The 20,951-nt window shown below is 63.8% G+C and carries 19 protein-coding genes; 14 read left to right on the top strand and 5 right to left on the bottom strand.

The window, feature by feature from the left end:
* The first annotated feature begins 4 nt into the window (after positions 1-4).
* The 10 genes from murD to lpxC all read left to right on the top strand — a co-directional run bounded on the left by murD (position 5) and on the right by lpxC (position 11,602).
* Positions 5-1,519 (top strand): UDP-N-acetylmuramoyl-L-alanine--D-glutamate ligase, encoded by a 1,515-nt coding sequence (gene murD, locus BXE_RS19440; RefSeq protein ID WP_011489919.1) that lies wholly within the window; start codon positions 5-7, stop codon positions 1,517-1,519.
* Positions 1,516-2,796 carry a putative lipid II flippase FtsW gene (gene ftsW / locus BXE_RS19435; RefSeq protein WP_011489918.1) on the top strand — a complete coding sequence of 427 codons (1,281 nt, stop codon included), beginning with the start codon at positions 1,516-1,518 and terminating at the stop codon, positions 2,794-2,796. The genes murD and ftsW overlap by 4 nt, the downstream gene beginning before the upstream one ends.
* Entirely contained in the window at positions 2,793-3,911 is a 1,119-nt protein-coding gene (gene murG, locus BXE_RS19430) for an undecaprenyldiphospho-muramoylpentapeptide beta-N-acetylglucosaminyltransferase (protein WP_011489917.1), read from the top strand. The genes ftsW and murG overlap by 4 nt, the downstream gene beginning before the upstream one ends.
* Complete coding sequence (murC, locus tag BXE_RS19425) at positions 3,908-5,311, top strand: UDP-N-acetylmuramate--L-alanine ligase (protein ID WP_011489916.1); 1,404 nt, start codon at positions 3,908-3,910, stop codon at positions 5,309-5,311. Before murG ends, murC begins: the two co-directional genes overlap by 4 nt.
* Before the next feature lie 5 nt (positions 5,312-5,316).
* Entirely contained in the window at positions 5,317-6,258 is a 942-nt protein-coding gene (locus BXE_RS19420; protein WP_011489915.1) for a D-alanine--D-alanine ligase, read from the top strand.
* A gap of 24 nt (positions 6,259-6,282) precedes the next feature.
* Positions 6,283-7,035: a cell division protein FtsQ/DivIB gene (locus BXE_RS19415; protein WP_011489914.1), complete on the top strand. Its 753-nt coding sequence runs from the start codon at positions 6,283-6,285 to the stop codon at positions 7,033-7,035.
* 27 nt (positions 7,036-7,062) lie between these two features.
* The gene (gene ftsA / locus BXE_RS19410; RefSeq protein ID WP_007180311.1) at positions 7,063-8,295 is read left to right on the top strand and encodes a cell division protein FtsA; all 1,233 of its coding nucleotides are present in this window, start codon (positions 7,063-7,065) and stop codon (positions 8,293-8,295) included.
* A 150-nt stretch (positions 8,296-8,445) separates the two neighbouring features.
* Complete coding sequence (gene ftsZ, locus BXE_RS19405) at positions 8,446-9,642, top strand: cell division protein FtsZ (RefSeq protein WP_011489913.1); 1,197 nt, start codon at positions 8,446-8,448, stop codon at positions 9,640-9,642.
* 251 nt (positions 9,643-9,893) lie between these two features.
* Entirely contained in the window at positions 9,894-10,397 is a 504-nt protein-coding gene (locus tag BXE_RS19400) for a peroxiredoxin (protein ID WP_011489912.1), read from the top strand.
* Positions 10,398-10,684: 287 nt separating this feature from the next.
* Positions 10,685-11,602 carry a UDP-3-O-acyl-N-acetylglucosamine deacetylase gene (gene lpxC / locus BXE_RS19395; protein WP_007180314.1) on the top strand — a complete coding sequence of 306 codons (918 nt, stop codon included), beginning with the start codon at positions 10,685-10,687 and terminating at the stop codon, positions 11,600-11,602.
* A 71-nt stretch (positions 11,603-11,673) separates the two neighbouring features.
* On the opposite strand, the gene BXE_RS19390 is transcribed toward lpxC, so the two are convergent.
* A complete protein-coding gene (locus tag BXE_RS19390) occupies positions 11,674-12,159 on the bottom strand; it encodes a DciA family protein (protein ID WP_011489911.1) in 486 nt (161 codons plus the stop codon).
* 291 nt (positions 12,160-12,450) lie between these two features.
* Here BXE_RS19390 and secA point away from each other — a divergent pair, with 291 nt between their 5' ends.
* The 4 genes from secA (at position 12,451) to BXE_RS19370 (ending at position 18,016) form a co-directional block, all read left to right on the top strand.
* The gene (gene secA / locus BXE_RS19385; protein WP_011489910.1) at positions 12,451-15,261 is read left to right on the top strand and encodes a preprotein translocase subunit SecA; all 2,811 of its coding nucleotides are present in this window, start codon (positions 12,451-12,453) and stop codon (positions 15,259-15,261) included.
* A 152-nt stretch (positions 15,262-15,413) separates the two neighbouring features.
* Entirely contained in the window at positions 15,414-16,655 is a 1,242-nt protein-coding gene (argJ, locus tag BXE_RS19380; RefSeq protein ID WP_038457309.1) for a bifunctional glutamate N-acetyltransferase/amino-acid acetyltransferase ArgJ, read from the top strand.
* Positions 16,656-16,709: 54 nt separating this feature from the next.
* Complete coding sequence (locus tag BXE_RS19375) at positions 16,710-17,579, top strand: ATP-binding protein (RefSeq protein WP_011489908.1); 870 nt, start codon at positions 16,710-16,712, stop codon at positions 17,577-17,579.
* 8 nt (positions 17,580-17,587) lie between these two features.
* Positions 17,588-18,016: an NUDIX domain-containing protein gene (locus BXE_RS19370; RefSeq protein WP_011489907.1), complete on the top strand. Its 429-nt coding sequence runs from the start codon at positions 17,588-17,590 to the stop codon at positions 18,014-18,016.
* A 78-nt stretch (positions 18,017-18,094) separates the two neighbouring features.
* On the opposite strand, the gene yacG is transcribed toward BXE_RS19370, so the two are convergent.
* The 4 genes from yacG to BXE_RS19350 form a co-directional block, all read right to left on the bottom strand.
* Positions 18,095-18,292: a DNA gyrase inhibitor YacG gene (gene yacG, locus BXE_RS44415; RefSeq protein WP_038457312.1), complete on the bottom strand. Its 198-nt coding sequence runs from the start codon at positions 18,290-18,292 to the stop codon at positions 18,095-18,097.
* Positions 18,293-18,437: 145 nt separating this feature from the next.
* Complete coding sequence (zapD, locus tag BXE_RS19360; RefSeq protein ID WP_007180322.1) at positions 18,438-19,193, bottom strand: cell division protein ZapD; 756 nt, start codon at positions 19,191-19,193, stop codon at positions 18,438-18,440.
* 193 nt (positions 19,194-19,386) lie between these two features.
* Positions 19,387-19,989, bottom strand: a complete 603-nt coding sequence (coaE, locus tag BXE_RS19355; protein ID WP_011489905.1) for a dephospho-CoA kinase — start codon at positions 19,987-19,989, stop codon at positions 19,387-19,389.
* Between the two features lie 3 nt (positions 19,990-19,992).
* A complete protein-coding gene (locus tag BXE_RS19350; RefSeq protein ID WP_011489904.1) occupies positions 19,993-20,949 on the bottom strand; it encodes a prepilin peptidase in 957 nt (318 codons plus the stop codon).
* Positions 20,950-20,951 lie beyond the last annotated feature (2 nt).

Below are 20,951 nucleotides of genomic sequence, written 5' to 3'. Positions count from 1 at the left end.
GGCGATGTTCGGCGAGAAGTTTCGGGATCGGCAAAAGCCGATGGTGCTCGTGCTGGGACTGGGTGAATCCGGTCTCGCTATGGCGCGCTGGTGCGCGCGGCACGGCTGTCGGCTGCGTGCGGCCGATACGCGCGAAGTGCCGCCGAACCTGTCCGCGCTCGAAGCACACGGCGTCGACGCACAATTCGTCGGCGGCCCGTTTTCGCCGGTGCTGCTCGAAGGCGTGGAACTCGTCGCCATCAGTCCGGGTTTGTCGCCGCTTGCCGCGGATCTGTTGCCGCTGATCGCGGCGGCGCGCGAGCAGGGCATCCCCGTGTGGGGCGAACTCGAATTTTTCTCGCAAGCGCTGAAGACGCTCGGCGAAAGCGGCTATGCGCCGAAAGTGATCGCGATCACCGGCACGAACGGCAAGACCACGACTACGAGCCTGACCGGCCTGCTGTGCGAGCGCGCCGGCAGGAAGGTCGCGGTGGCGGGCAATATCAGCCCGGCGCTGCTCGACAAGCTCTCGGAAGCGATCGACAACACCGCGTTGCCGGACGTGTGGGTGCTGGAGCTATCGAGCTTCCAGCTCGAAACCGCGCACACGTTTTCGCCTGACGCGGCGGTCGTGCTGAACATCACCCAGGATCACCTCGACTGGCACGGCGGACTGGACGCGTACGCTGCCGCGAAGGGCCGCATCTTTGGTACACAAACGGTGCGCGTGCTGAATCGCGACGACTCGCGCGTGATGAAGCTCGCGCCTTCCGAAGACAGCGAAGCCGGGATGGTCACGTTCGGCGTCACCGAGCCGAAGAACGAGGGCGACTACGGCTTGCTGCGCGACAACGGCATGATCTGGCTGGTCGAGGCGCACGATCGCGACGCGAGCGACGAACCCGCGCCGAAGCGCCGCCGCAAGAACGAAGTGGCGACGCCGCCGAACATCGCACTGAAGCGCCTGATGCCGGCAGACGCCTTGCGCATTCGGGGTTTGCACAACGCCGCCAATGCGCTCGCCGCCTACGCGCTCGCACGCGCGATCGGCCTGCCGGGCGCGTCGCTGCTGCACGGTCTGCGCGAATATCGCGGCGAGCCGCATCGCGTGGAATTGATCGCGTCGATCGACGGTATCGACTATGTGGACGACAGCAAGGGCACCAATGTCGGCGCGACGGTCGCCGCGCTCGACGGACTCGCGCAGCGTGTGGTGCTGATCGCCGGCGGTGACGGCAAGGGCCAGGATTTCGAACCGCTCGCGGCGCCCGTCATGCGCTGGTGCCGCGCTGTGATGCTGATCGGCCGTGACGCGCCGCAGATTCGCGCCGCGCTGGAAGACACCGGTATCGCGATGACGGACCACGCCACGCTCGAAGAAGCAACGCGCGCCGCGGCCGCGCTGGCCCAGCCGGGCGACGCCGTACTGCTGTCGCCGGCCTGCGCGAGCTTCGACATGTTCAAGGGTTACGCGCACCGCGCCGCGGTGTTCCGCGGCACGGTGGAAGAGATCGCAGCCGAACGGGGGACGATGATATGAGCTGGTCGGAACGTTTCGGTTCGCGTCAGGCTGCAGCCAGCGACGCAGGCGGTTTGGGCGGCGCGGGCCGGGTCGGCGGCCGCACGGGCGGCGGCAGCGGTCTCGCGAGCGCCGTCAACGGCGTGCGTCCGCTGCGCTCGCGCATGCTGGACTACGATCACTCGCTGCTGTGGGTAGTGGTCGCGCTGCTCGGACTCGGCGTGGTGATGGTGTATTCGGCGTCGATCGCGATGCCCGATTCGCCGAAATACGCGTCGTATCGCGACTACGCCTTCCTCGTGCGCCAGATCATTTTCGTGGTGATGGGCTCGGTAATCGGCGTCGTGTCGTTCCGCATTCCGATCGCCACGTGGGACAAGTACGCGCCAAAGCTGTTTCTGATTTCGCTGGCCGCGCTGGTGATCGTGCTGATCCCGCACGTCGGCAAGGGCGTGAACGGCGCGCGCCGCTGGATTCCGCTCGGCATCACGAACATGCAGCCGTCGGAAATCATGAAGCTCGCGGTAACGATTTACGCCGCGAACTACACGGTGCGCAAGCAGGAATACATGCACAGCTTCGCCAAAGGCTTTTTGCCGATGGCAGTCGCCGTGGGGCTCGTCGGCGCGTTGCTGCTGCTCGAACCGGACATGGGCGCGTTCATGGTGATCGCGGCGATCGCAATGGGCGTGCTGTTTCTCGGCGGCGTGAACGGCAAGCTGTTCGGCGGCCTCGTCGCCACCGCGGTCGGCACGTTCAGTTTGCTGGTGTGGGCGTCGCCGTGGCGTCGCGAGCGGATTTTCGCGTACCTCGATCCGTGGGACGACCGTTACGCCCAGGGCAAGGCCTATCAATTGACGCACTCGCTGATCGCGTTCGGCCGCGGCGAGTGGTTCGGCGTGGGACTCGGCGGCAGCGTCGAGAAGCTCAACTATCTGCCGGAAGCGCATACCGACTTCATCCTCGCGGTGATCGGCGAGGAGCTGGGTTTTGTCGGCGTGCTGGTCGTGATCCTGATGTTCTACTGGATCGTGCGCCGCTCGTTCGAGATCGGCCGCCAGGCGCTCGCACTCGACCGCACGTTCGCGGGTCTGGTCGCGAAGGGCGTCGGCATCTGGTTCGGCGCGCAGACCTTCATCAACATGGGCGTGAACCTCGGTTTGCTGCCGACCAAAGGTCTTACGTTGCCGCTCGTCAGTTACGGCGGCTCGGGCATTTTGCTGAACTGCGTCGCGGTGGCTGTGCTGATGCGCGTCGACTATGAGAACCGGGTGCTCATGCGCGGAGGGAAAGTATGACCGCTCTGCCGCAACGCACGCTGATGGTGATGGCCGGTGGCACCGGGGGACACGTGTTCCCGGGGCTCGCGGTCGCTCATCTGATGCAGGCGTGGGGCTGGAAGGTCGTATGGCTCGGCAATCCCGCGGGCATGGAAGCGACGCTGGTGCCGAAGCACGGCATCCCGATGGAATACGTGCGCTTTGGCGGCCTGCGCGGCAAGGGCCTGAAAACCAAGCTGATGCTGCCGCTGAATCTGCTGCGTGCCTGCACGCAAAGCCTCAGCGTGCTGCGCCGCGTGAAGCCGGATGTGGTGCTCGGCATGGGCGGCTACATCACGTTTCCGGCCGGTTTGATGACCGCGTTGAGCGGCCGTCCGCTGGTGCTGCATGAACAGAATTCGATTGCCGGTCTGGCGAACAAGGTGCTCGCGAAAGTCGCTAAACGCGTGCTGGTTGCATTCCCGAATGCACTGCCGCACGGCGAATGGACAGGAAATCCGATTCGTGCGGAACTTGCGGGCGCAATTGCACCCAAAGCACGCTACGCGCAGCGCAGCGGTCCGTTGAATGTGCTGGTGGTGGGCGGCAGTCTGGGCGCGGCGGCATTGAATGAAGTCGTGCCGCGCGCGGTGGCTTTGCTGGCGCCGAACGAACGGCCGCGCATCGTGCATCAGGCGGGCGCGAAGCACATTGAAGCGCTGCGCGAGAACTACGCGGCAGCGGGTTTGCAAGCGGGCGCCGACGTCGAACTCGTGCCGTTCATCGACGACATGACGAGCGCCTACGCGAACGCGGACCTGGTGATCTGCCGGTCCGGCGCGATGACGGTGTCCGAGATTTCGGCAGTGGGCGTGGCGGCGCTTTTCGTGCCGTTCCCGTATGCAGTAGACGATCATCAAACCACTAATGCAGCGTTCCTCGCCGACAACGGCGCGGCGCTGGTCGTGCAGCAACGCGACCTGTCGGCGGAAACCCTCGCTGACTGGTTGCGCAGCCAGACGCGGGAGACCCTCGCGGAGATGGCGGAGCGTTCGCGCTCGCTCGCGAAACCCGACGCCACGGAACAGGTCGCGCAGATTTGCGCGACCGTGGCGGGTTCGATTTCGGGCGCGAGCCCAGAAGGAAAGCAATGAAACACATCGTCAAACACATTCACTTTGTCGGCATCGGCGGTGTCGGCATGAGCGGCATCGCGGAGGTGCTGGTCAACCTCGGCTATCAGGTGAGCGGCTCGGATCTGACGAGCAACGCGATTACCGATCGCCTCGCCGCACTCGGCGCGCGCATCGCGATCGGTCACGCTGCGGAGAACATTGAAGGCGCGAACGCGGTAGTCGTTTCTACCGCGGTGCGTAGTGACAATCCGGAAGTGCTGGCCGCGCGCCATCGCCGCATTCCGATCGTGCCGCGTGCGGTGATGCTCGCGGAACTGATGCGCCTGAAGCAGGGCATTGCAATTGCCGGCACGCACGGCAAGACCACGACCACCTCGCTGGTGGCGAGCGTGCTCGCCGCCGGTGGACTCGACCCGACCTTCGTGATCGGCGGCCGGCTGATCAGCGCGGGCGCGAATGCGCGGCTCGGTACGGGCGACTTCATCGTCGCGGAAGCCGACGAGTCGGACGCGTCGTTCCTGAATCTGTTCCCGGTGATCGAAGTCATCACGAACATCGACGCCGATCACATGGACACCTACGGCCACGACTTCGCGCGGCTCAAGCAGGCGTTCATCGAATTCACGCACCGTCTGCCGTTCTACGGCATCGCGGTGCTGTGCGTCGACGATCCGAACGTGAAGGAAATCCTGCCGTTCGTGTCGAAGCCGATCATCCGCTACGGCTTCGCGCCGGACGCGCAGGTGCGCGCGGTGAACGTACAGGCACGCGACGGCAAGATGCATTTTACGGCGATGCGCGAAGACGCGGCGCCGCTCGACATCGTGCTGAACCTGCCGGGCGAGCACAACGTGCAGAACGCTTTGGCCGCCATTGCCATTGCGACTGAACTTGAAGTGAAAGATGCCGATATCCAGCGAGCGCTGGCGGATTTCAACGGCGTGGGCCGACGCTTCCAGCGCTACGGCGAGGTGCCGGTGTTCAGCGAAGGCAGCACGAACGGCGCGTACACACTGGTCGACGACTACGGTCATCACCCGGTCGAAATGGCGGCCACGGTGGCGGCGGCGCGCGGCGCATTTCCGGGCCGGCGTCTGGTGCTGGCATTCCAGCCGCACCGCTTCACGCGTACGCGTGACTGCTTCGAAGATTTTGTGAAAGTGCTGTCGACCGTCGACGCGTTGGTGCTGACCGAAGTCTATTCGGCCGGCGAGTCGCCGATCGTCGCCGCGGACGGCCGCGCTCTCGCGCGTGCGCTGCGGGTGGCAGGCAAGGTCGAACCGGTGTTTGTCGATACGGTGGATGAAGTGCCGGACGCGCTCTCGGCGATAGTGCGCGACGGCGATGTGGTGATCACGATGGGCGCAGGTTCGATCGGCGGTGTGCCGGCTCGCCTCGCGCAGGAAACAAAGGTGTGAGTGAGATGAGCAGTATCGACCCCAAACAGTTCGGCAAGGTGGCAGTGCTGCTCGGCGGTAATTCCGCCGAGCGCGAGGTGTCGCTCAATTCCGGGCGTCTCGTGCTTCAAGGTCTGCGCGACGCCGGCATCGACGCGCATCCGTTCGATCCGGCCGAGCGTCCGCTCGCCGCATTGAAGGAAGAGGGCTTCGTGCGCGCGTTCAACGCGCTGCACGGCGGCTACGGCGAGAACGGCCAGATCCAGGGCGCGCTCGATTTTTACGGCATCCGCTACACGGGCAGCGGCGTGCTCGGCTCGGCGCTCGGTCTGGACAAGTTCCGCACCAAGCTCGTGTGGCAGCAACTCGGTATTCCGACGCCGCCGTTCGAAGCCGTGCTGCGCGGCGACGACTACGAAGCGCGCGCCAAGGAGATCGTCGCGAAGCTCGGTTTGCCGCTTTTCGTGAAGCCGGCGAGCGAAGGTTCGAGCGTCGCGGTAATCAAGGTGAAAAGCGCAGACGCGCTGCCCGCCGCGTTGATCGAAGCAGTGAAGTTCGACAGGATCGTGGTGGTCGAAAAGAGTATTGAAGGCGGCGGCGAATACACCGCGTGCATCGCCGGCAATCTGGATTTGCCGGTGATCCGCATCGTGCCGGCCGGCGAGTTTTACGATTACCACGCGAAGTACATCGCGAACGACACGCAGTATCTGATTCCGTGCGGTCTGACGGCGGACGAGGAGGCGCGTCTGAAAGTGCTGGCGCGCCGTGCCTTCGACGTGCTCGGCTGCACCGACTGGGGCCGCGCGGATTTCATGCTCGACGCCGACGGCAACCCGTATTTCCTCGAAGTGAACACGGCGCCCGGCATGACCGATCACTCGCTGCCGCCGAAAGCGGCGAGAGCGGTGGGCATCAGTTATCAGGAACTCGTTGTCGCCGTGTTGGCGCTGACGCTCAAGGACTAACCGGGGCGACCCAAAAGCAACACCATGTGGAACAACGTTCGCCAGCTCAATTTCGCCTCCAACGCATTGCATGTGTTGCTGGTGCTTGTGCTGCTGGCGGCAGGCGGTTACTGGCTGATCCAGCGTCCGAATTTCGCGCTGCGCCAAATCCAGATCGACGGCGACACCGAGCACATCAATTCGCCGACGGTGCGCGCGGGTGTCGTGGGGCGTTTGAAGGGCAACTTTTTTACGGTGGATCTCGACGTGGCGCGTCAGGCGTTCGAGCAGATGCCGTGGGTGCGTCATGCGAGCGTGCGGCGCGTCTGGCCGAATGCGCTGGCTGTCACGCTCGAAGAGTACAAACCGCTGGGGACGTGGGGCAGCGATCAGCTGGTGAGCGTCGACGGCGAGTTGTTCACCGCGAATCAGGGCGAGCTCGAAGAGGATCTGCCCGCGTTCGACGGTCCGGACGGCACGGCAAAAGAGGTGGTCGCGCGGTATCACGACTTCCAGAAATGGTTTGCGCCGTTGGGCGCGACGCCTGAAGAAGTGACGCTGTCGCCGCGCTACGCGTGGACGGTGAAGCTCTCGAACGGCACGCAGGTGGAACTTGGGCGCGAGCGCAATCAGGACACGCTACTCGATCGGAGCCGCCGGCTGACTGCGGCGTGGAACGCGGTGACGCAACGTTGGGGAAAGGATATCGAGTATGCGGACTTGCGCTATCCGAACGGTTTCGCGATTCGCGCGGCAGGGATGCGCTTTATCACCGAACCCGACAAGGGCAAGAAGTAAACGGACATCACACGCAATGAGCACGCTATGAGTAAAGACTATAAAGATCTGCTGGTCGCCCTCGACATCGGGACGTCGAAGGTCGTGGCCATCGTCGCCGAGTTGAAGGGCGAAGGTCACTACGAGGTGATCGGCCTCGGCCAGAGCGAATCGAAGGGGCTCAAGAAAGGCGTGGTGGTGAATATCGAGGCCACCGTGCAGTCCATTCAGCGCGCGCTCGAAGAAGCCGAGCTGATGGCCGACTGCAAGATCACGAACGTATTTACCGGGATTGCCGGCAGCCATATCCGCAGCTTCAATTCCAGCGGCATGGTCGCGATCAAGGAGAAGGAAGTCACGCAGACGGACGTGGCGCGCGTGATCGAAACGGCGAAGGCGATCAACATCCCGACCGATCAGCAGGTGCTGCATATCCTGACGCAGGAATTCATCATCGACGGGCAGGAAGATGTGCGCGAGCCGATCGGCATGAGCGGCATTCGCCTCGAAGTGAAGGTGCATATCGTCACCGGCGCGGTGAGCGCGGCGCAGAACATCGTGAAGTGCGTGCGCCGCTGCGGGCTCGAAGTGAACGATCTGATCCTGCAGCCGCTCGCTTCGTCGCTCGCGGTGCTGACGGAAGACGAAAAAGAACTCGGCGTGGTGCTGGTGGATATCGGCGGCGGCACGACGGACATCGCGATTTTCAGCGAAGGCGCGATCCGGCATACGGCGGTGATTCCGATCGCCGGCGACCAGATCACGAGCGACATCGCGATGGCGCTGCGCACGCCCACGCCGGACGCGGAAGACATCAAGGTGGATTACGGCATCGCCAAGCAGGCGCTGGCCGATCCGGACGAAATGATCGAAGTGCCGGGACTCGGCGAGCGCGGCCCGCGCACGCTGTCGCGCCAGGCGCTGGCGGCGGTGGTCGAGCCGCGTGTCGAAGAACTGTTTTCGCTCGTGCAGCAGGTGGTGCGCGAGTCGGGTTACGAGGAACTGCTGAGCTCCGGCGTGGTGCTGACCGGCGGCGCGTCGATGATGCTCGGCATGGTCGAGCTCGGTGAGGACATTTTCCTGAAGCCGGTGCGGATCGGCGTGCCGGAATACGCGGGCGGTCTCGCCGACGTGGTGCGCAATCCGCGCTACTCGACGGCGATGGGCCTGCTCGTCGAAGGGCGCTCGCAACGCATGCGCGGCCGCAAGGTCGCCGTGCAGTCGGGCTCGATGGGCCAGGTGTTCACGCGCATGAAGGACTGGTTCCTCGGCAACTTCTAAAGCATTCGCTGTATCGCTGCACAGAACAGGTTTCGAACGGGTTTTAGGAATACGCGCTGGTGCCGGCGGCCAGCGCGCGACAGGAGGTTGCCCGATCTCCCGCCGAATAACGGCCGAGTGGCTGTAATTTTTTATCTTGACGGAGGCATCATGGATTTCCAAATGCTGGAAACCGAAACGAACGGCACCATCATCAAGGTGATCGGAGTAGGTGGCGCTGGCGGCAATGCCGTTCAGCACATGATCAACAAAGGCGTGCAAGGCGTCGACTTCATCGTGATGAACACGGACGCGCAGGCGCTGTCGCGTTCGCGCGCCTCCGCGGTGATCCAGCTCGGCAACACGGGTCTGGGCGCCGGCGCGAAGCCGGAAATGGGCCGCGCCGCAGCGGAAGAAGCCCGTGAGCGCATCGCCGACGCACTGCGCGGCGCGCACATGGTCTTCATCACGGCCGGCATGGGCGGCGGCACGGGCACGGGCGCAGCACCCGTGGTCGCGCAGATCGCCAAGGAAATGGGTATCTTGACCGTTGGCGTGGTCAGCAAGCCGTTCGAATTCGAAGGCGGCAAGCGGATGCGCGTCGCGGAAGCCGGTTCGCAGCAACTGGAGGATCACGTCGACTCGCTGATCGTCGTTCTGAACGACAAGCTGTTCGAGGTGATGGGCGATGACGCCGAGATGGACAAGTGCTTCCAGTGCGCAGACGACGTTCTGAACAACGCAGTTGCCGGCATCGCGGAAATCATCAACGTCGACGGTCTGGTGAACGTCGACTTCGAAGACGTGAAGACGGTGATGGGCGAGCAGGGCAAGGCAATGATGGGCACGGCGACGGTTGCCGGCGTCGATCGCGCGCGTCTGGCCGCCGAGCAGGCTGTCGCCAGCCCGCTGCTGGAAGGGGTGGATCTGTCGGGTGCGCGTGGCGTGCTGGTCAACATCACGTCGAGCCGTTCGCTGCGTCTGTCGGAAACGCGCGAAGTGATGAACACCATCAAGAGCTATGCTGCGGAAGATGCCACCGTGATTTTCGGCGCGGTGTACGACGATGCAATGGGCGACGCGCTGCGCGTGACGGTCGTGGCAACGGGTCTGGGCCGTGCGGCGAAGAAGCAGCAATCGGCACCGATGACGCTGCTGCGCACCGGCACCGACAACCAGCCGGTCAACGCGCACGCTGCGTACGCACCGCAGTCGGCGCACGCCAGCACCGCCGATTACGGTGCGCTGGATACGCCGGCAGTGTGGCGCACGTCGCGCGATACGGCCGCTTCGCATGTGCAGGCGCTCCAGGAAAAGGGCGTCGACACGTACGACATTCCGGCATTCCTGCGCAAGCAGGCGGACTGAGCGCACGGGCAGGCTTTCGTTGCCGCGCCGATTCTGGCGCTGGCGGACGAGTGCACGAGCGTGGCGGGTGAACGGCGAACAAGTCGCGTATCTTTGAGGATTCGCGACAAGGACAACTGCCCTCTTCGGATTCGCGAAGCGGAGTGGGCGACTGTCGCCGGGCGGCGGAACGTGTAGTGGGGTTCATGCCGGTTTTTCACTGCGACACGACGACGTGCGAGCGTGCTTCGCATCGATGCAAAGGACTGAGCATGATTCAGACAGGTGACAAGCTGCCCGACGCAACGCTCTTCGAGTTGATCGAAGACGAGCGGGCGGGCTGCACGATCGGGCCTAACAGCTTCGACGTGCGCGAGCAGACGGCGGGCAAGCGTGTGGTGATCTTCGGATTGCCGGGCGCGTTCACGCCGACCTGTTCAGCCAAACATGTACCGGGTTATGTCGAGCATGCCGGGCAGTTGCGCGCTCTCGGCATCGACGAAATCTGGTGCGTGTCCGTCAACGACGCGTTCGTAATGGGCGCGTGGGGACGCGATCAGCACGCCTCGGGCAAGGTGCGCATGATGGCGGACGGCAGTGCGGCTTTCACGCGAGCGCTCGGTCTCGAGCAGGATTTGTCGGCGCGCGGCATGGGAATCCGTTCCCAGCGCTACGCGATGGTGGTCGACGACGGCGTGGTCAAGACGTTGAACGTCGAGGCTGCCGGCAAATTCGAAGTCAGCGATGCAGGGAGTATTCTCGCCACGTTGAGCTAGGCACGTTGGCGTCGCGGCCTTCACCTTGGGCATACGCTTTGCGCGTTGTGCCAGGGCAACGGCCGATAAGACGCTTTTGTGACAGGCCGTTACGCGGGCCGATGACCGGAAACGCCTCCGTTCCGGGACATCGGCCCGTCACGCTTCCCCTGACGGGCGCCCAAGGGTAACGCAGCGAAACAGATTGATACGTTCCGCGCAAAGACGCTCTTTAGGGTATTGGAGTATACTCCGCGCTATGGAATAAAAAGTCCCGATTGGGATTTTCAATCGAATAGAAGATCACCATGTTGAAGCAGCGCACTATCAAACAAATCGTCAAGACAGTCGGCATTGGTCTGCACTCGGGCCGTAAAGTCGAACTGACGCTCCGTCCGGCGGGGCCGGATACGGGCATCGTGTTTTCGCGCGTGGATCTGGCCACGCCGGTCGACATTCCCGCGTCGGCGATGGCGATTGGCGATACGCGTCTGGCTTCTGTCTTGCAGAAAGACGGCGCGCGCGTCTCGACCATCGAGCATCTGATGTCCGCCTGCGCCGGTCTTGGCATCGACAACCTGTATGTCGACGTCACCGCCGAAGAAATTCCCATCATGGACGGCAGTGCCGGTTCGTTCGTGTTTCTGATTCAATCTGCAGGTATTGAAGAGCAGAACGCGGCGAAGAAATTCATCAAGGTCACCAAGCCGGTGGAGATTCGCGACGGCGATAAATTCGCGCGTCTCGATCCGTATTTCGGTTTCAAGCTCAAATTCACGATCGATTTCCGTCACCCGGCTGTGGATAAAACCGGCCAGGCGCTGGAAGTGGATTTTGCCAATACGTCGTATGTGCGCGAGATCGCGCGTGCCCGCACGTTCGGTTTTGCGCATGAAGTGGAAATGATGCGCGAACTGGGTCTTGCGCGCGGCGGCAGCATGGACAACGCAATCGTGCTGGATGAGTACCGCATTCTGAACAACGACGGCTTGCGCTACGACGACGAGTTCGTGAAACACAAGATGCTCGACGCGATCGGCGATCTGTATGTGGTCGGGCATCCGTTGCTGGCGTCGTACACCGCGTACAAGTCCGGCCACGGCCTGAACAACGCGCTGCTGCGGGAGCTGTTGGCGCACGAAGATTCGTACGAAATCGTCACCTTCGACGACACGCAGAAGGCACCGCGCGGCTTTGCCTACGAAACGCAGACGGCTTTCGCCTGACGCCTTCCGGCGAAATTTCCGAAACAAGCGGATGAAAAGCAAGCGGCCCAGTCGGGCCGCTTTTTTTCTGCCTAGCGATTTCTCCGATGCCGGGCCGCCATTTTCGCCAGGGCTTCCTGCAAAGGCGACGGCGCCAGCGATTCGCTCAGCGCGTGGAGCGCATCCGCGCCGGCCGGCGTCATGCGGGCCTGCTTGACCGGCGGCGGTTCCTTGACCGGTTGCGGCCGCACCCGAATCCGCAGTGCATTGACGGGCCAGCCGCGCTGCTGCAGATCCGACAACAGCCGCGGCTCCAGATGCCGAAGCCGTGCCGCCAGCGCGTTATGGCCGGCAAACAGGGCGAGCACACCTTCCTTGATAAAGCTGGGCTCGACGCTCGTTGCCAGATAGTCGGGCAGCAGCGCGCGCAGGTCCTTTTCCAGCGCCGCAATCTGCTCGACGCCCGCGCGCAGGGCCGCGAACGCATCCGTGCGATTGAGCACTTCGGCGACCGGCTGCGGGCGGCGCGCCTTGAACTGCTTGGGCGGCGGCCTTGAAAAGGAAGGAAAACGGCTCATTTTCGATGGGTAGCGGCGTGTTCGCACCCTATGCGCGTTCACGCCGCGATTGTACCGCGCGGGATGCACGCGGACCCGCCTCATGCGCACTCTCCGGGCGCGCTGCTGCGGGCTTCGGATGCCCTGCCGCCGTCTCATTGCTGACACAGGCGTGGGCGGGGGCGCGTGCTAAAATGCGCGATTCGAATTCACTCTTGGACTAAGCCGCCGAGGCCCTTCTGACCCCCGGAGCGCACGTGCACGAATTGCACGGCGCGACCCAGCCGAAGCCGCGACGCAGACACCGATCCGATGACCACCGGTTTTCTACAGAAGATTTTTGGCAGCCGCAACCAGCGGCTAGTCAAGCAATATCAAAAGACCGTCGCGGCGATCAATGCGCTCGAGCCGCAGATCGAGCAATTGACGGACGACCAACTGCGCGGCAAAACGGGTGAATTCCGCCAGCGCGTCGCGAGCGGCGAGTCGCTCGACAAGCTCCTGCCCGAAGCCTTCGCGGTGTGCCGCGAAGCCAGCAAGCGGGTGCTGAAAATGCGCCACTTCGACGTGCAGCTGATCGGCGGCATGGTTCTGCACTACGGCAAGATCGGCGAAATGCGCACGGGCGAGGGCAAGACGCTCGTCGCCACGCTGCCGGTGTACCTGAACGCGTTGTCGGGCCGCGGCGTGCACGTCGTCACGGTCAACGACTACCTGGCCCAGCGCGACGCCGAATGGATGGCGCGGCTGTACAACTTCCTCGGTCTGTCGGTCGGTATCAATCTGTCGCAGATGGATCACGCCGCGAAGCAGGAAGCCTACGCGGCGGACATCACCTACGGCACGAACAACGAATTCGGCTTCGACTACCTGCGCGACAACATGGTCTACGAGACCGACGCGCGCGTGCAGCGAGCCCTGAATTTCGCGGTGGTCGACGAGGTCGACTCGATCCTGATCGACGAAGCCCGCACGCCGCTGATCATCTCCGGCCAGGCCGAAGATCACACCGAGCTCTACGTGCGCATGAACGCGCTGCCGCCGCTGCTGGAGCGCCAGATCGGCGAAGAGAAAGCGGACGGCACCGGCGTAGAAAAGCCGGGCGACTACACGCTGGACGAAAAAGGCCGCCAGGTGTTCCTCACGGAATCGGGCCACGAAAAGGCCGAGCGCCTGCTCTCCGAGTGGGGTCTGATCGGCGAGGGCGAAAGCCTGTACGCGCCGCAGAACATCACGCTGATGCACCACGTGTACGCCGCGCTGCGCGCGCACACGCTGTTCTTCAAGGACCAGCATTACGTCGTGCAGAACGGCGAGGTGGTGATCGTCGACGAATTCACCGGCCGCCTGATGTCGGGCCGCCGTTGGTCGGACGGCCTGCACCAGGCTGTCGAGGCGAAGGAACACGTCAAGATCCAGAGCGAGAACCAGACGCTCGCGTCGATCACGTTCCAGAACTACTTCCGCATGTACGCGAAGCTGTCCGGCATGACCGGCACGGCGGATACCGAAGCCTACGAATTCAACGAGATCTACGGGCTCGAAACGGTCGTGATCCCGACCAACCGTCCGCCCAAGCGGATCGACAAGCAGGATCAGATCTACAAGACCGCCAAGGAACGCTACGACGCGGTGATCCGCGACATTCGCGATTGCTATGAGCGCGGTCAGCCGGTGCTGGTCGGTACTACGTCGATCGAAAACTCCGAGTTGCTGTCGCATCTGCTGAAGCAGGCCGGTTTGCCGCACGAAGTGCTGAACGCCAAGCAGCACGCGCGTGAAGCCGAGATCGTCGCCGAAGCCGGCCGTCCGAAGCGCATTACGATCGCCACCAACATGGCCGGTCGCGGTACGGACATCGTGCTCGGCGGCAATGCGGAAAAGCAGGCGTCGTTCCTCGAACTGGACGAAACGCTGCCGGAAGACGAAAAGCGGCGCCGTATCCAGAAGCTGCACGACGAATGGCAGGCGCTGCACGATCAGGTGAAGGCCGCGGGCGGCCTGCACATCATCGGCACCGAGCGTCACGAGTCGCGCCGGATCGACAACCAGTTGCGCGGCCGTGCCGGCCGTCAGGGCGACCCGGGTTCGTCGCGCTTCTATCTGTCGCTGGAAGACCCGCTGCTGCGCATTTTCGCCGGCGACCGCGTGCGCGCGATCATGGAACGCCTGAAGATGCCGGAAGGCGAAGCGATCGAGGCCGGCATCGTCTCGCGCTCCATCGAGTCGGCGCAGCGCAAGGTCGAAGCGCGCAACTTCGACATTCGCAAGCAATTGCTCGAATACGACGACGTGTCGAACGATCAGCGCAAGGTGATCTACCAGCAGCGCAATGAATTGCTCGAAGCGAACGACATCACCGAAACGATCGGCGCGATGCGCCAGAGCGTGATCGCCGATATCGTCCACCAGTTCGTGCCGGCCGGCAGCATTGAAGAGCAGTGGGACGTGCCCGAGCTGGAGGAAGTGCTGCGCAACGAGTGGCAGCTCGACCTCGCGATCCAGGAAATGATCAACGAGTCGAACTCGATCAGCGCCGACGAGATTCTCGAAGCGGTTGAAGCCGCGGCAGACGAAGCGTACGAAGCGAAGGTCGAACTGGTCGGCCGCGAGTCGTTCAGCGCGTTCGAGCGCTCGATCATGCTGCAAACGCTGGACCGTAGCTGGCGCGAACATCTGGCCGCGCTCGACCATCTGCGCCAGGGCATCCATCTGCGCGGCTATGCGCAGAAGAACCCGAAGCAGGAATACAAGCGCGAGGCGTTCGAACTGTTCGCCGCGATGCTCGACGCCGTGAAGCTCGAAGTCACCCGCGTGGTGATGAACGTGCAGATCCAGTCGCCGGAACAGCTGGAACAGGCCGCCGAACAGTTGGAAGAGCAGGGCAGCCACCTGGAGAACGTCGAGTTCCGTCACGCCGAATTCGCCGAAGCCGCTGCGGCGGCGCCGGTCGCCGCGGAGGCGGCCACCGCCGCCATGATCGGCGACGCGATGAGCCACGGCTCGTCGCAGGCGGCCGCAGCGAACATGAGCGCGGACAACGTGCCGAAGGTCGGCCGTAACGACCCGTGCCCGTGCGGCAGCGGCAAGAAGTACAAGCAGTGCCACGGCAAGATCGTGTAATGCCGAAGGCGGCGCGCTGCGAGGCGCGCCGCGTCGTTTTTGCGCGGTAGCTTGTCCCGATTTCGCGGTGGTCCGGCAGCATGCCCGGGCCATCAGTTTCCGTTTCCCTCGATGCCGGCGCCTGCCGGCATTTTCTTCGACAGGTCGCGACCATGGCTGTCAATTTCCCCTCGATCGATCCCGCTCAACTCCATCCCGTCGCCGGCGTTTCGCTCGGCTGGGCGGAGGCGAATATCCGCAAGCCGAACCGCAAGGACGTGCTCGTCATTTCCGTGGGCGAAGGCGCCACGGTCGGCGGCGTGTTCACGCAGAACCGTTTTTGCGCGGCGCCCGTCACCGTGTGCCGCGAGAATCTGGACCGCGTGCGCGCGGGCGGCAAGCCGATTCGCGCGCTGGTGATCAATACCGGCAACGCGAACGCGGGCACGGGCGAACCGGGCCTGGTGGCGGCGCGCGAAACCTGCGCGGAGCTCGCGCGTCTGGCGGACATCACGCCGGAACAGGTGCTGCCGTTTTCGACGGGCGTGATTCTGGAGCCGCTGCCGGTCGATCGTCTGAAGGCTGGGCTGCCGGCTGCGCTGGCGAATCGCAAGGAAGCGAACTGGTACGACGCCGCGCAGGCGATCATGACCACGGACACGCTGCCCAAGGCCACCTCGCGCCAGGTCACGATCGAGGGTCACACGGTCACGCTGACCGGCATCAGCAAGGGCGCCGGCATGATCAGGCCGAACATGGCGACCATGCTCGGCTTTCTCGCGTTCGACGCCGCCGTCGCCCAGCCGGTGCTCGATGCGCTGGTCAGGCACGTGGCAGACCGCTCGTTCAACTGCATTACGATCGACGGCGATACGTCGACCAATGATTCGTTCATCCTGATCGCGTCGGGCAAATCGAGCCTGCCGGCGATCACGTCCACCGACTCGCCCGCTTATGCAGCGCTGCGCGACGCGGTGACCGAGGTCGCCCAGACCCTCGCACAACTGATCGTGCGCGACGGCGAAGGCGCGACCAAATTCATGACCGTGCATGTCGAAGGCGGGTCGAGCGTCGGCGAATGCCGCCAGATCGCGTATGCGATCGGCCACTCGCCGCTCGTGAAGACGGCTTTCTATGCATCGGACCCGAATCTCGGCCGCATTCTGGCGGCCATCGGCTATGCCGGCGTGGACGATCTCGACGTCGGCAAGATCGATCTGTATCTCGACGACGTGCTGGTTGCGACTGCCGGCGGCCGCAATCCGGCCTACCGTGAAGAAGACGGCCAGCGCGTCATGAAAAAGAGCGAGATCGGCATTCGTGTCGTACTCGGGCGCGGCGATGCGCAAGCCACGATCTGGACTTGCGACCTGTCGCACGACTACGTGAGTATCAACGCCGACTATCGTTCGTAACCAGGTTCCTCATCAGGGTTTTAACGCGGCCTGCTGGCCGCTTACCTCATAGTCATGGACAAACTCGAACAGTTTCTGACCCGAGCCGAAGCCGTGCTCGTCCGCCTGGAGGCCATGCTTCCGCCCGCCGCGCCGCAGATCGACTGGTCGGCCGCGGTCGCGTTTCGCTGGCGTAAGCGCCAGGGTCGCGGCTACCTGCAGCCGGTGCCGGCCATCTCGGCGATCACGCTCGACGATCTGCAGAACATCGATCGCCAGAAAGGCCTGATCGAGCAGAACACGCGTCAATTCGTGCATAAGCAGCCGGCCAACAACGTGCTGCTGACGGGCGCGCGCGGCACCGGCAAATCGTCGCTGATCAAGGCCTGCCTGAACGCGTATGCGAAAGACGGCCTACGTCTGATCGAAGTGGACAAGGACGATCTGCACGACCTCGGCGATATCGTCGACCTGATCGCGCAGCGGCCGGAGCGCTTCGTGGTGTTTTGCGACGACCTGTCGTTCGAAGACGGCGAGTCGGGCTACAAGGCGCTGAAGGTCGCGCTCGACGGCTCGATCGCCGCGCAGTCGGACAACGTGCTGATTTACGCGACGTCGAACCGCCGCCATCTGTTGCCCGAGTATATGAGCGACAACGAGACGTACAAGCACACGTCGGACGGCGAGATTCACCCCGGCGAACTGGTGGAAGAGAAAATCTCGCTGTCCGAGCGTTTCGGGCTGTGGGTCAGCTTCTATCCGTTCAAACAGGACGACTACTTGTCGATCATCGGCCACTGGCTGCGGCATTTCGGTTGCGACGACGCCGAAGTGGAAGCGGCGCGCGGCGACGCGCTGGTGTGGGCGCTGGAGCGCGGCTCGCGTTCAGGACGTGTCGCGTGGCAGTTCGCGCGCGACTGGTCCGGCCGCAAGACCTCAGCGTGAGCCTCGGCATGAGCGACGACACGCAGAAGAACGCCGCCGGCCGCAAGGTGACGGAAGTTGCCGTCGGCGTGCTGGTTCAGCCCGATGGGCGCTATCTGCTCGCGCAGCGCCCCTCCGGCAAGCCGTACGAAGGGTACTGGGAGTTTCCGGGCGGCAAGCTGGAAGCGGGCGAGTCGGTCGAGGCCGCGCTCGCTCGTGAACTGCACGAGGAACTGGGTATCGACGTTAAGGTGAGCCACCTCTGGCATACGCTCGAACACGACTACCCGCACGCCTATGTGCGGCTTTTTTTCTGCAAGGTGACGCAGTGGTCCGGCGAGCCGCACGGCCGCGAAGGTCAGGCTTTTGTCTGGCAGACGCTGCCCGCGAATGTCGAGCCGCTGTTGCCGGCGACCATTCCAGTGCTGGAATGGCTCGCGGCCGAGAAGAAGAACTGAAACGAAAGAAGACGGGCGCGCGGCAACGGGCGCTGCGTTAGCAGCACCAGCCCGCGCGACCCGGACAGCGGGCCGCGCTCAGTGCGGCGTGTAATCCCCGCCAGGCGTCTCGTCCGACGACGCTTCCTGCTCGGATCCACCGATCTTATACTTCTCAGTGGCCCAGGCGCCGAGATCGATCTGCTTGCAGCGGTCGGAGCAGAAGGGACGGAAGCGGTTTTCAGGTGTCCAGCGGACGTCCTTTCCGCAAGTAGGGCATTTGACGACAGTAGGCATACGGTCAGGCAGTTAATCGCAAACGGAACAAGTAACGAATATAGGGGCATTTTTCGCCGCTTTAAAGGCGCGCCCCTTCGGTTCGGATCGGCCAGGCAAGGCCAGGTTCAAGCGGGTTAAGCGTGACAGGCGCTTGCGAGCGCGATTACAGGCTGCAGAGCGTAAGCTGGAAAGGTACGTCGACATCCACCGCGCGCGGACGCAGATCGCCGTCCTGGACCGTGAAGCGCACCCACAGCATGTACTTGTTGGCGCTGGCCTCGGGGATCACGCGCAATTCCGGTGCCACCCTTACCTGCATCAATTGATACGAACGGCCGGACAGCATTTGCTGATAGCTGCCCTGCATGGCCATGACCTTGGACGCCTGGCCGGATTCGCGCGCGAGCCGCAGCACGATGGTGGCCGCGTCGCGCAACGGCAGCAGCGGGGTCACCCACTTGGCAATGTCCTGGCGGCGCTGATCGGGATGAAGCTGCTGCCACGCGTAGTAGGACGGCAAATCGAACTTGCAGGTGCCGCCCGGAATGATTGCGCGGCTGCGGATGCTGGCGAGCCACTCGTTGTCCGCAAGATGCTGGCCGGTCTTGCCCTGCATCTGCGAAAGCCCCGACAGGGTCTGCTCGATCTCGCCGAGTACGGCCTCAAGCGCGTTCTGCTCGATTCCCGGATTGCCGCGAAACGGCGCCAGTGTTTGCCGCTGGCGTTCGAGCTCTTTCATCAGATCCGACTTCAGATCCGCGCGACCCGCAACCTCTGAGATTTCGAACAGCGTGGTCAGTGCGACGTGATGTTCCCTGGCGTCTTCCTGGGTCAGAAAGAACGTGAAGCGCTCGAACAGGTCTTCGAGGCGCAATAGCGTCCGGATTCGCTCGTTGAAGGGATACTCGTAAAGGATCAAGCGGGCTCGCCTCGGGCGTGGTCGGTGACGGGAATGCAGAACATTCTAATGCCGTGAGACTACCCTAGCAATCACGCACTTTTTCAGCGCGCATTCGCAACTTTTTTCACTTGTTGCGGGCGGTTTTCAACGCGCTTTTGGCAGGCGCATGGCCGTGAAGTTCAATCGGGGTTTGCTGAACGACGCGTCGGCCTCATGCGCCGGCGAGCGACAGATACACGCGATGCTGCGCGTCGACTTGCGCCCTGAGCGCTTCGAGCGATACGTTGTCGTTGTCGATTACGTCGTCGGCCGCGGCGAGGCGCGCTTCGCGCGTGGCCTGGCGGGCGATGATCGCCAGCACCTGTGCTCGGCTGAAATTGTTGCGGCTCATCACGCGCGAGATCTGCGTTTCCACGCTGCAGTCGACCGTCAGCACGCGGTTCACGCGGTTTTTCCACGTGCCGGATTCGACCAGCAGCGGCACTACGACGATCACGTAGGGACCGTGGGCCTCGCGCTGTTCGCGTTCGGTCTCCGCACGAATCAACGGATGCGTGATGCCTTCGAGGCGTTTGAGCGCGCTGTCGTCGCTGAAAACGAGCGTTCGCATGCGGGCGCGGTCGAGCGAACCGTCGGCGGCGACGAACGCATCGCCGAACTCGGCGGCGATCTGCGGCATTGCCATGCCGTGCGGCGCGGTGATGCGGTGCGCGATCAGGTCGGTGTCGACGAGCGGCACGCCGTGCGCGGCAAACAGGTCGGCCACAGTCGATTTGCCGCTGCCTATGCCGCCGGTCAATCCCACAGCAAACATGCTTCAGCCCCCCAGAGCCAGATAAAGCGGTGTGCCGAGAAACAGTGTGAGTGCGCCGCCTGCCGCGAGAAACGGCCCGAACGGCAATGGCTCTTCGAAACGCATGCGGCCGCGCCATGTTGCCAGCAGGCCGATGACAGCGCCCGCCACCGCCGCGATCAGCACGATCTGCGGCAGCGCTGCCCAGCCGAGCCACGCGCCGAGCGCCGCGAGCAGTTTGAAATCGCCGTAACCCATGCCTTCGACGCCGCGTACGAGGCGAAACAGCCAATGCACGACCCACAGCACCAGATAGCCGAAGATCGCCCCGAGCACCGCGTCGTGCAGATTCGCAAACATGCCGTTGAAGTTGACGATGATGCCCGCCCACAGCAACGGCAATGTCAGCGAGTCGGGCAGCAGGTGGGTGTCGATGTCGATCGCGCTCATTGCGAGCAACGCGGCGCACAGTCCGAAGGCGGCGAGCGCCGTGAGAGTCGGGCCGAACAGCGCAAGCGAGCCGGCCGCGAGCGCGGCACTGGCGATTTCGAGCAGCGGATAACGCAGGCTCACATGAGCCTTGCATGCGGAACAACGCCCGCGCAACAACACATAACTGAGCACCGGCAGATTCTCCCACGCGCTCAACACGTGGCCGCAATGGGGACACGCGCTGCGCGGCACCCACAGGTTGTAGCGCGCCGGCAGGCCATCTTGTTCCGGTTGCGGCGGTTCACCGGCGGCCTCGTTGAATTCCGCTTGCCATGCACGTTCGAGCATGATCGGCAGCCGATGCACGACCACGTTCAGGAAGCTGCCGATCACGAGGCCGAACACGACGGCGAACGTCATCTGCAGACCGGTGGGCAAGCTGCCGAACGCGAAACCGAGCCCGGTTGCGAAGTGATCGATGCGGCCGGGCAGTAAGCCCGACAGCAGGCTGGAAGAAGTGTCTGGCACGAGAAAAGTTGTTGCCCGCATGG

It is taken from the genome of Paraburkholderia xenovorans LB400, from assembly GCF_000013645.1.
In the GTDB taxonomy this organism is placed as follows: Bacteria; Pseudomonadota; Gammaproteobacteria; order Burkholderiales; family Burkholderiaceae; genus Paraburkholderia; species Paraburkholderia xenovorans.
Note: the sequence above shows the minus strand (reverse complement) of the source record. Positions and strands in the feature narration are given on the sequence as shown.

What these genes read in the sequence shown, in the direction of transcription:
- ftsZ (WP_011489913.1), top strand. Translation starts at nt 8,446, where the DNA reads ATGGATTTCCAAATGCTGGAAACCGAAACGAACGGCACCATCATCAAG.
- coaE (WP_011489905.1), bottom strand. Translation starts at nt 19,989, where the DNA reads ATGTTTGCTGTGGGATTGACCGGCGGCATAGGCAGCGGCAAATCGACT.
- BXE_RS19390 (WP_011489911.1), bottom strand. Translation starts at nt 12,159, where the DNA reads ATGAGCCGTTTTCCTTCCTTTTCAAGGCCGCCGCCCAAGCAGTTCAAG.
- BXE_RS19350 (WP_011489904.1), bottom strand. Translation starts at nt 20,949, where the DNA reads ATGCGGGCAACAACTTTTCTCGTGCCAGACACTTCTTCCAGCCTGCTG.
- lpxC (WP_007180314.1), top strand. Translation starts at nt 10,685, where the DNA reads ATGTTGAAGCAGCGCACTATCAAACAAATCGTCAAGACAGTCGGCATT.
- BXE_RS19375 (WP_011489908.1), top strand. Translation starts at nt 16,710, where the DNA reads ATGGACAAACTCGAACAGTTTCTGACCCGAGCCGAAGCCGTGCTCGTC.
- yacG (WP_038457312.1), bottom strand. Translation starts at nt 18,292, where the DNA reads ATGCCTACTGTCGTCAAATGCCCTACTTGCGGAAAGGACGTCCGCTGG.
- BXE_RS19415 (WP_011489914.1), top strand. Translation starts at nt 6,283, where the DNA reads ATGTGGAACAACGTTCGCCAGCTCAATTTCGCCTCCAACGCATTGCAT.
- argJ (WP_038457309.1), top strand. Translation starts at nt 15,414, where the DNA reads ATGGCTGTCAATTTCCCCTCGATCGATCCCGCTCAACTCCATCCCGTC.
- murC (WP_011489916.1), top strand. Translation starts at nt 3,908, where the DNA reads ATGAAACACATCGTCAAACACATTCACTTTGTCGGCATCGGCGGTGTC.
- secA (WP_011489910.1), top strand. Translation starts at nt 12,451, where the DNA reads ATGACCACCGGTTTTCTACAGAAGATTTTTGGCAGCCGCAACCAGCGG.
- BXE_RS19400 (WP_011489912.1), top strand. Translation starts at nt 9,894, where the DNA reads ATGATTCAGACAGGTGACAAGCTGCCCGACGCAACGCTCTTCGAGTTG.
- murD (WP_011489919.1), top strand. Translation starts at nt 5, where the DNA reads ATGTTCGGCGAGAAGTTTCGGGATCGGCAAAAGCCGATGGTGCTCGTG.
- BXE_RS19370 (WP_011489907.1), top strand. Translation starts at nt 17,588, where the DNA reads ATGAGCGACGACACGCAGAAGAACGCCGCCGGCCGCAAGGTGACGGAA.
- ftsW (WP_011489918.1), top strand. Translation starts at nt 1,516, where the DNA reads ATGAGCTGGTCGGAACGTTTCGGTTCGCGTCAGGCTGCAGCCAGCGAC.
- murG (WP_011489917.1), top strand. Translation starts at nt 2,793, where the DNA reads ATGACCGCTCTGCCGCAACGCACGCTGATGGTGATGGCCGGTGGCACC.
- ftsA (WP_007180311.1), top strand. Translation starts at nt 7,063, where the DNA reads ATGAGTAAAGACTATAAAGATCTGCTGGTCGCCCTCGACATCGGGACG.
- BXE_RS19420 (WP_011489915.1), top strand. Translation starts at nt 5,317, where the DNA reads ATGAGCAGTATCGACCCCAAACAGTTCGGCAAGGTGGCAGTGCTGCTC.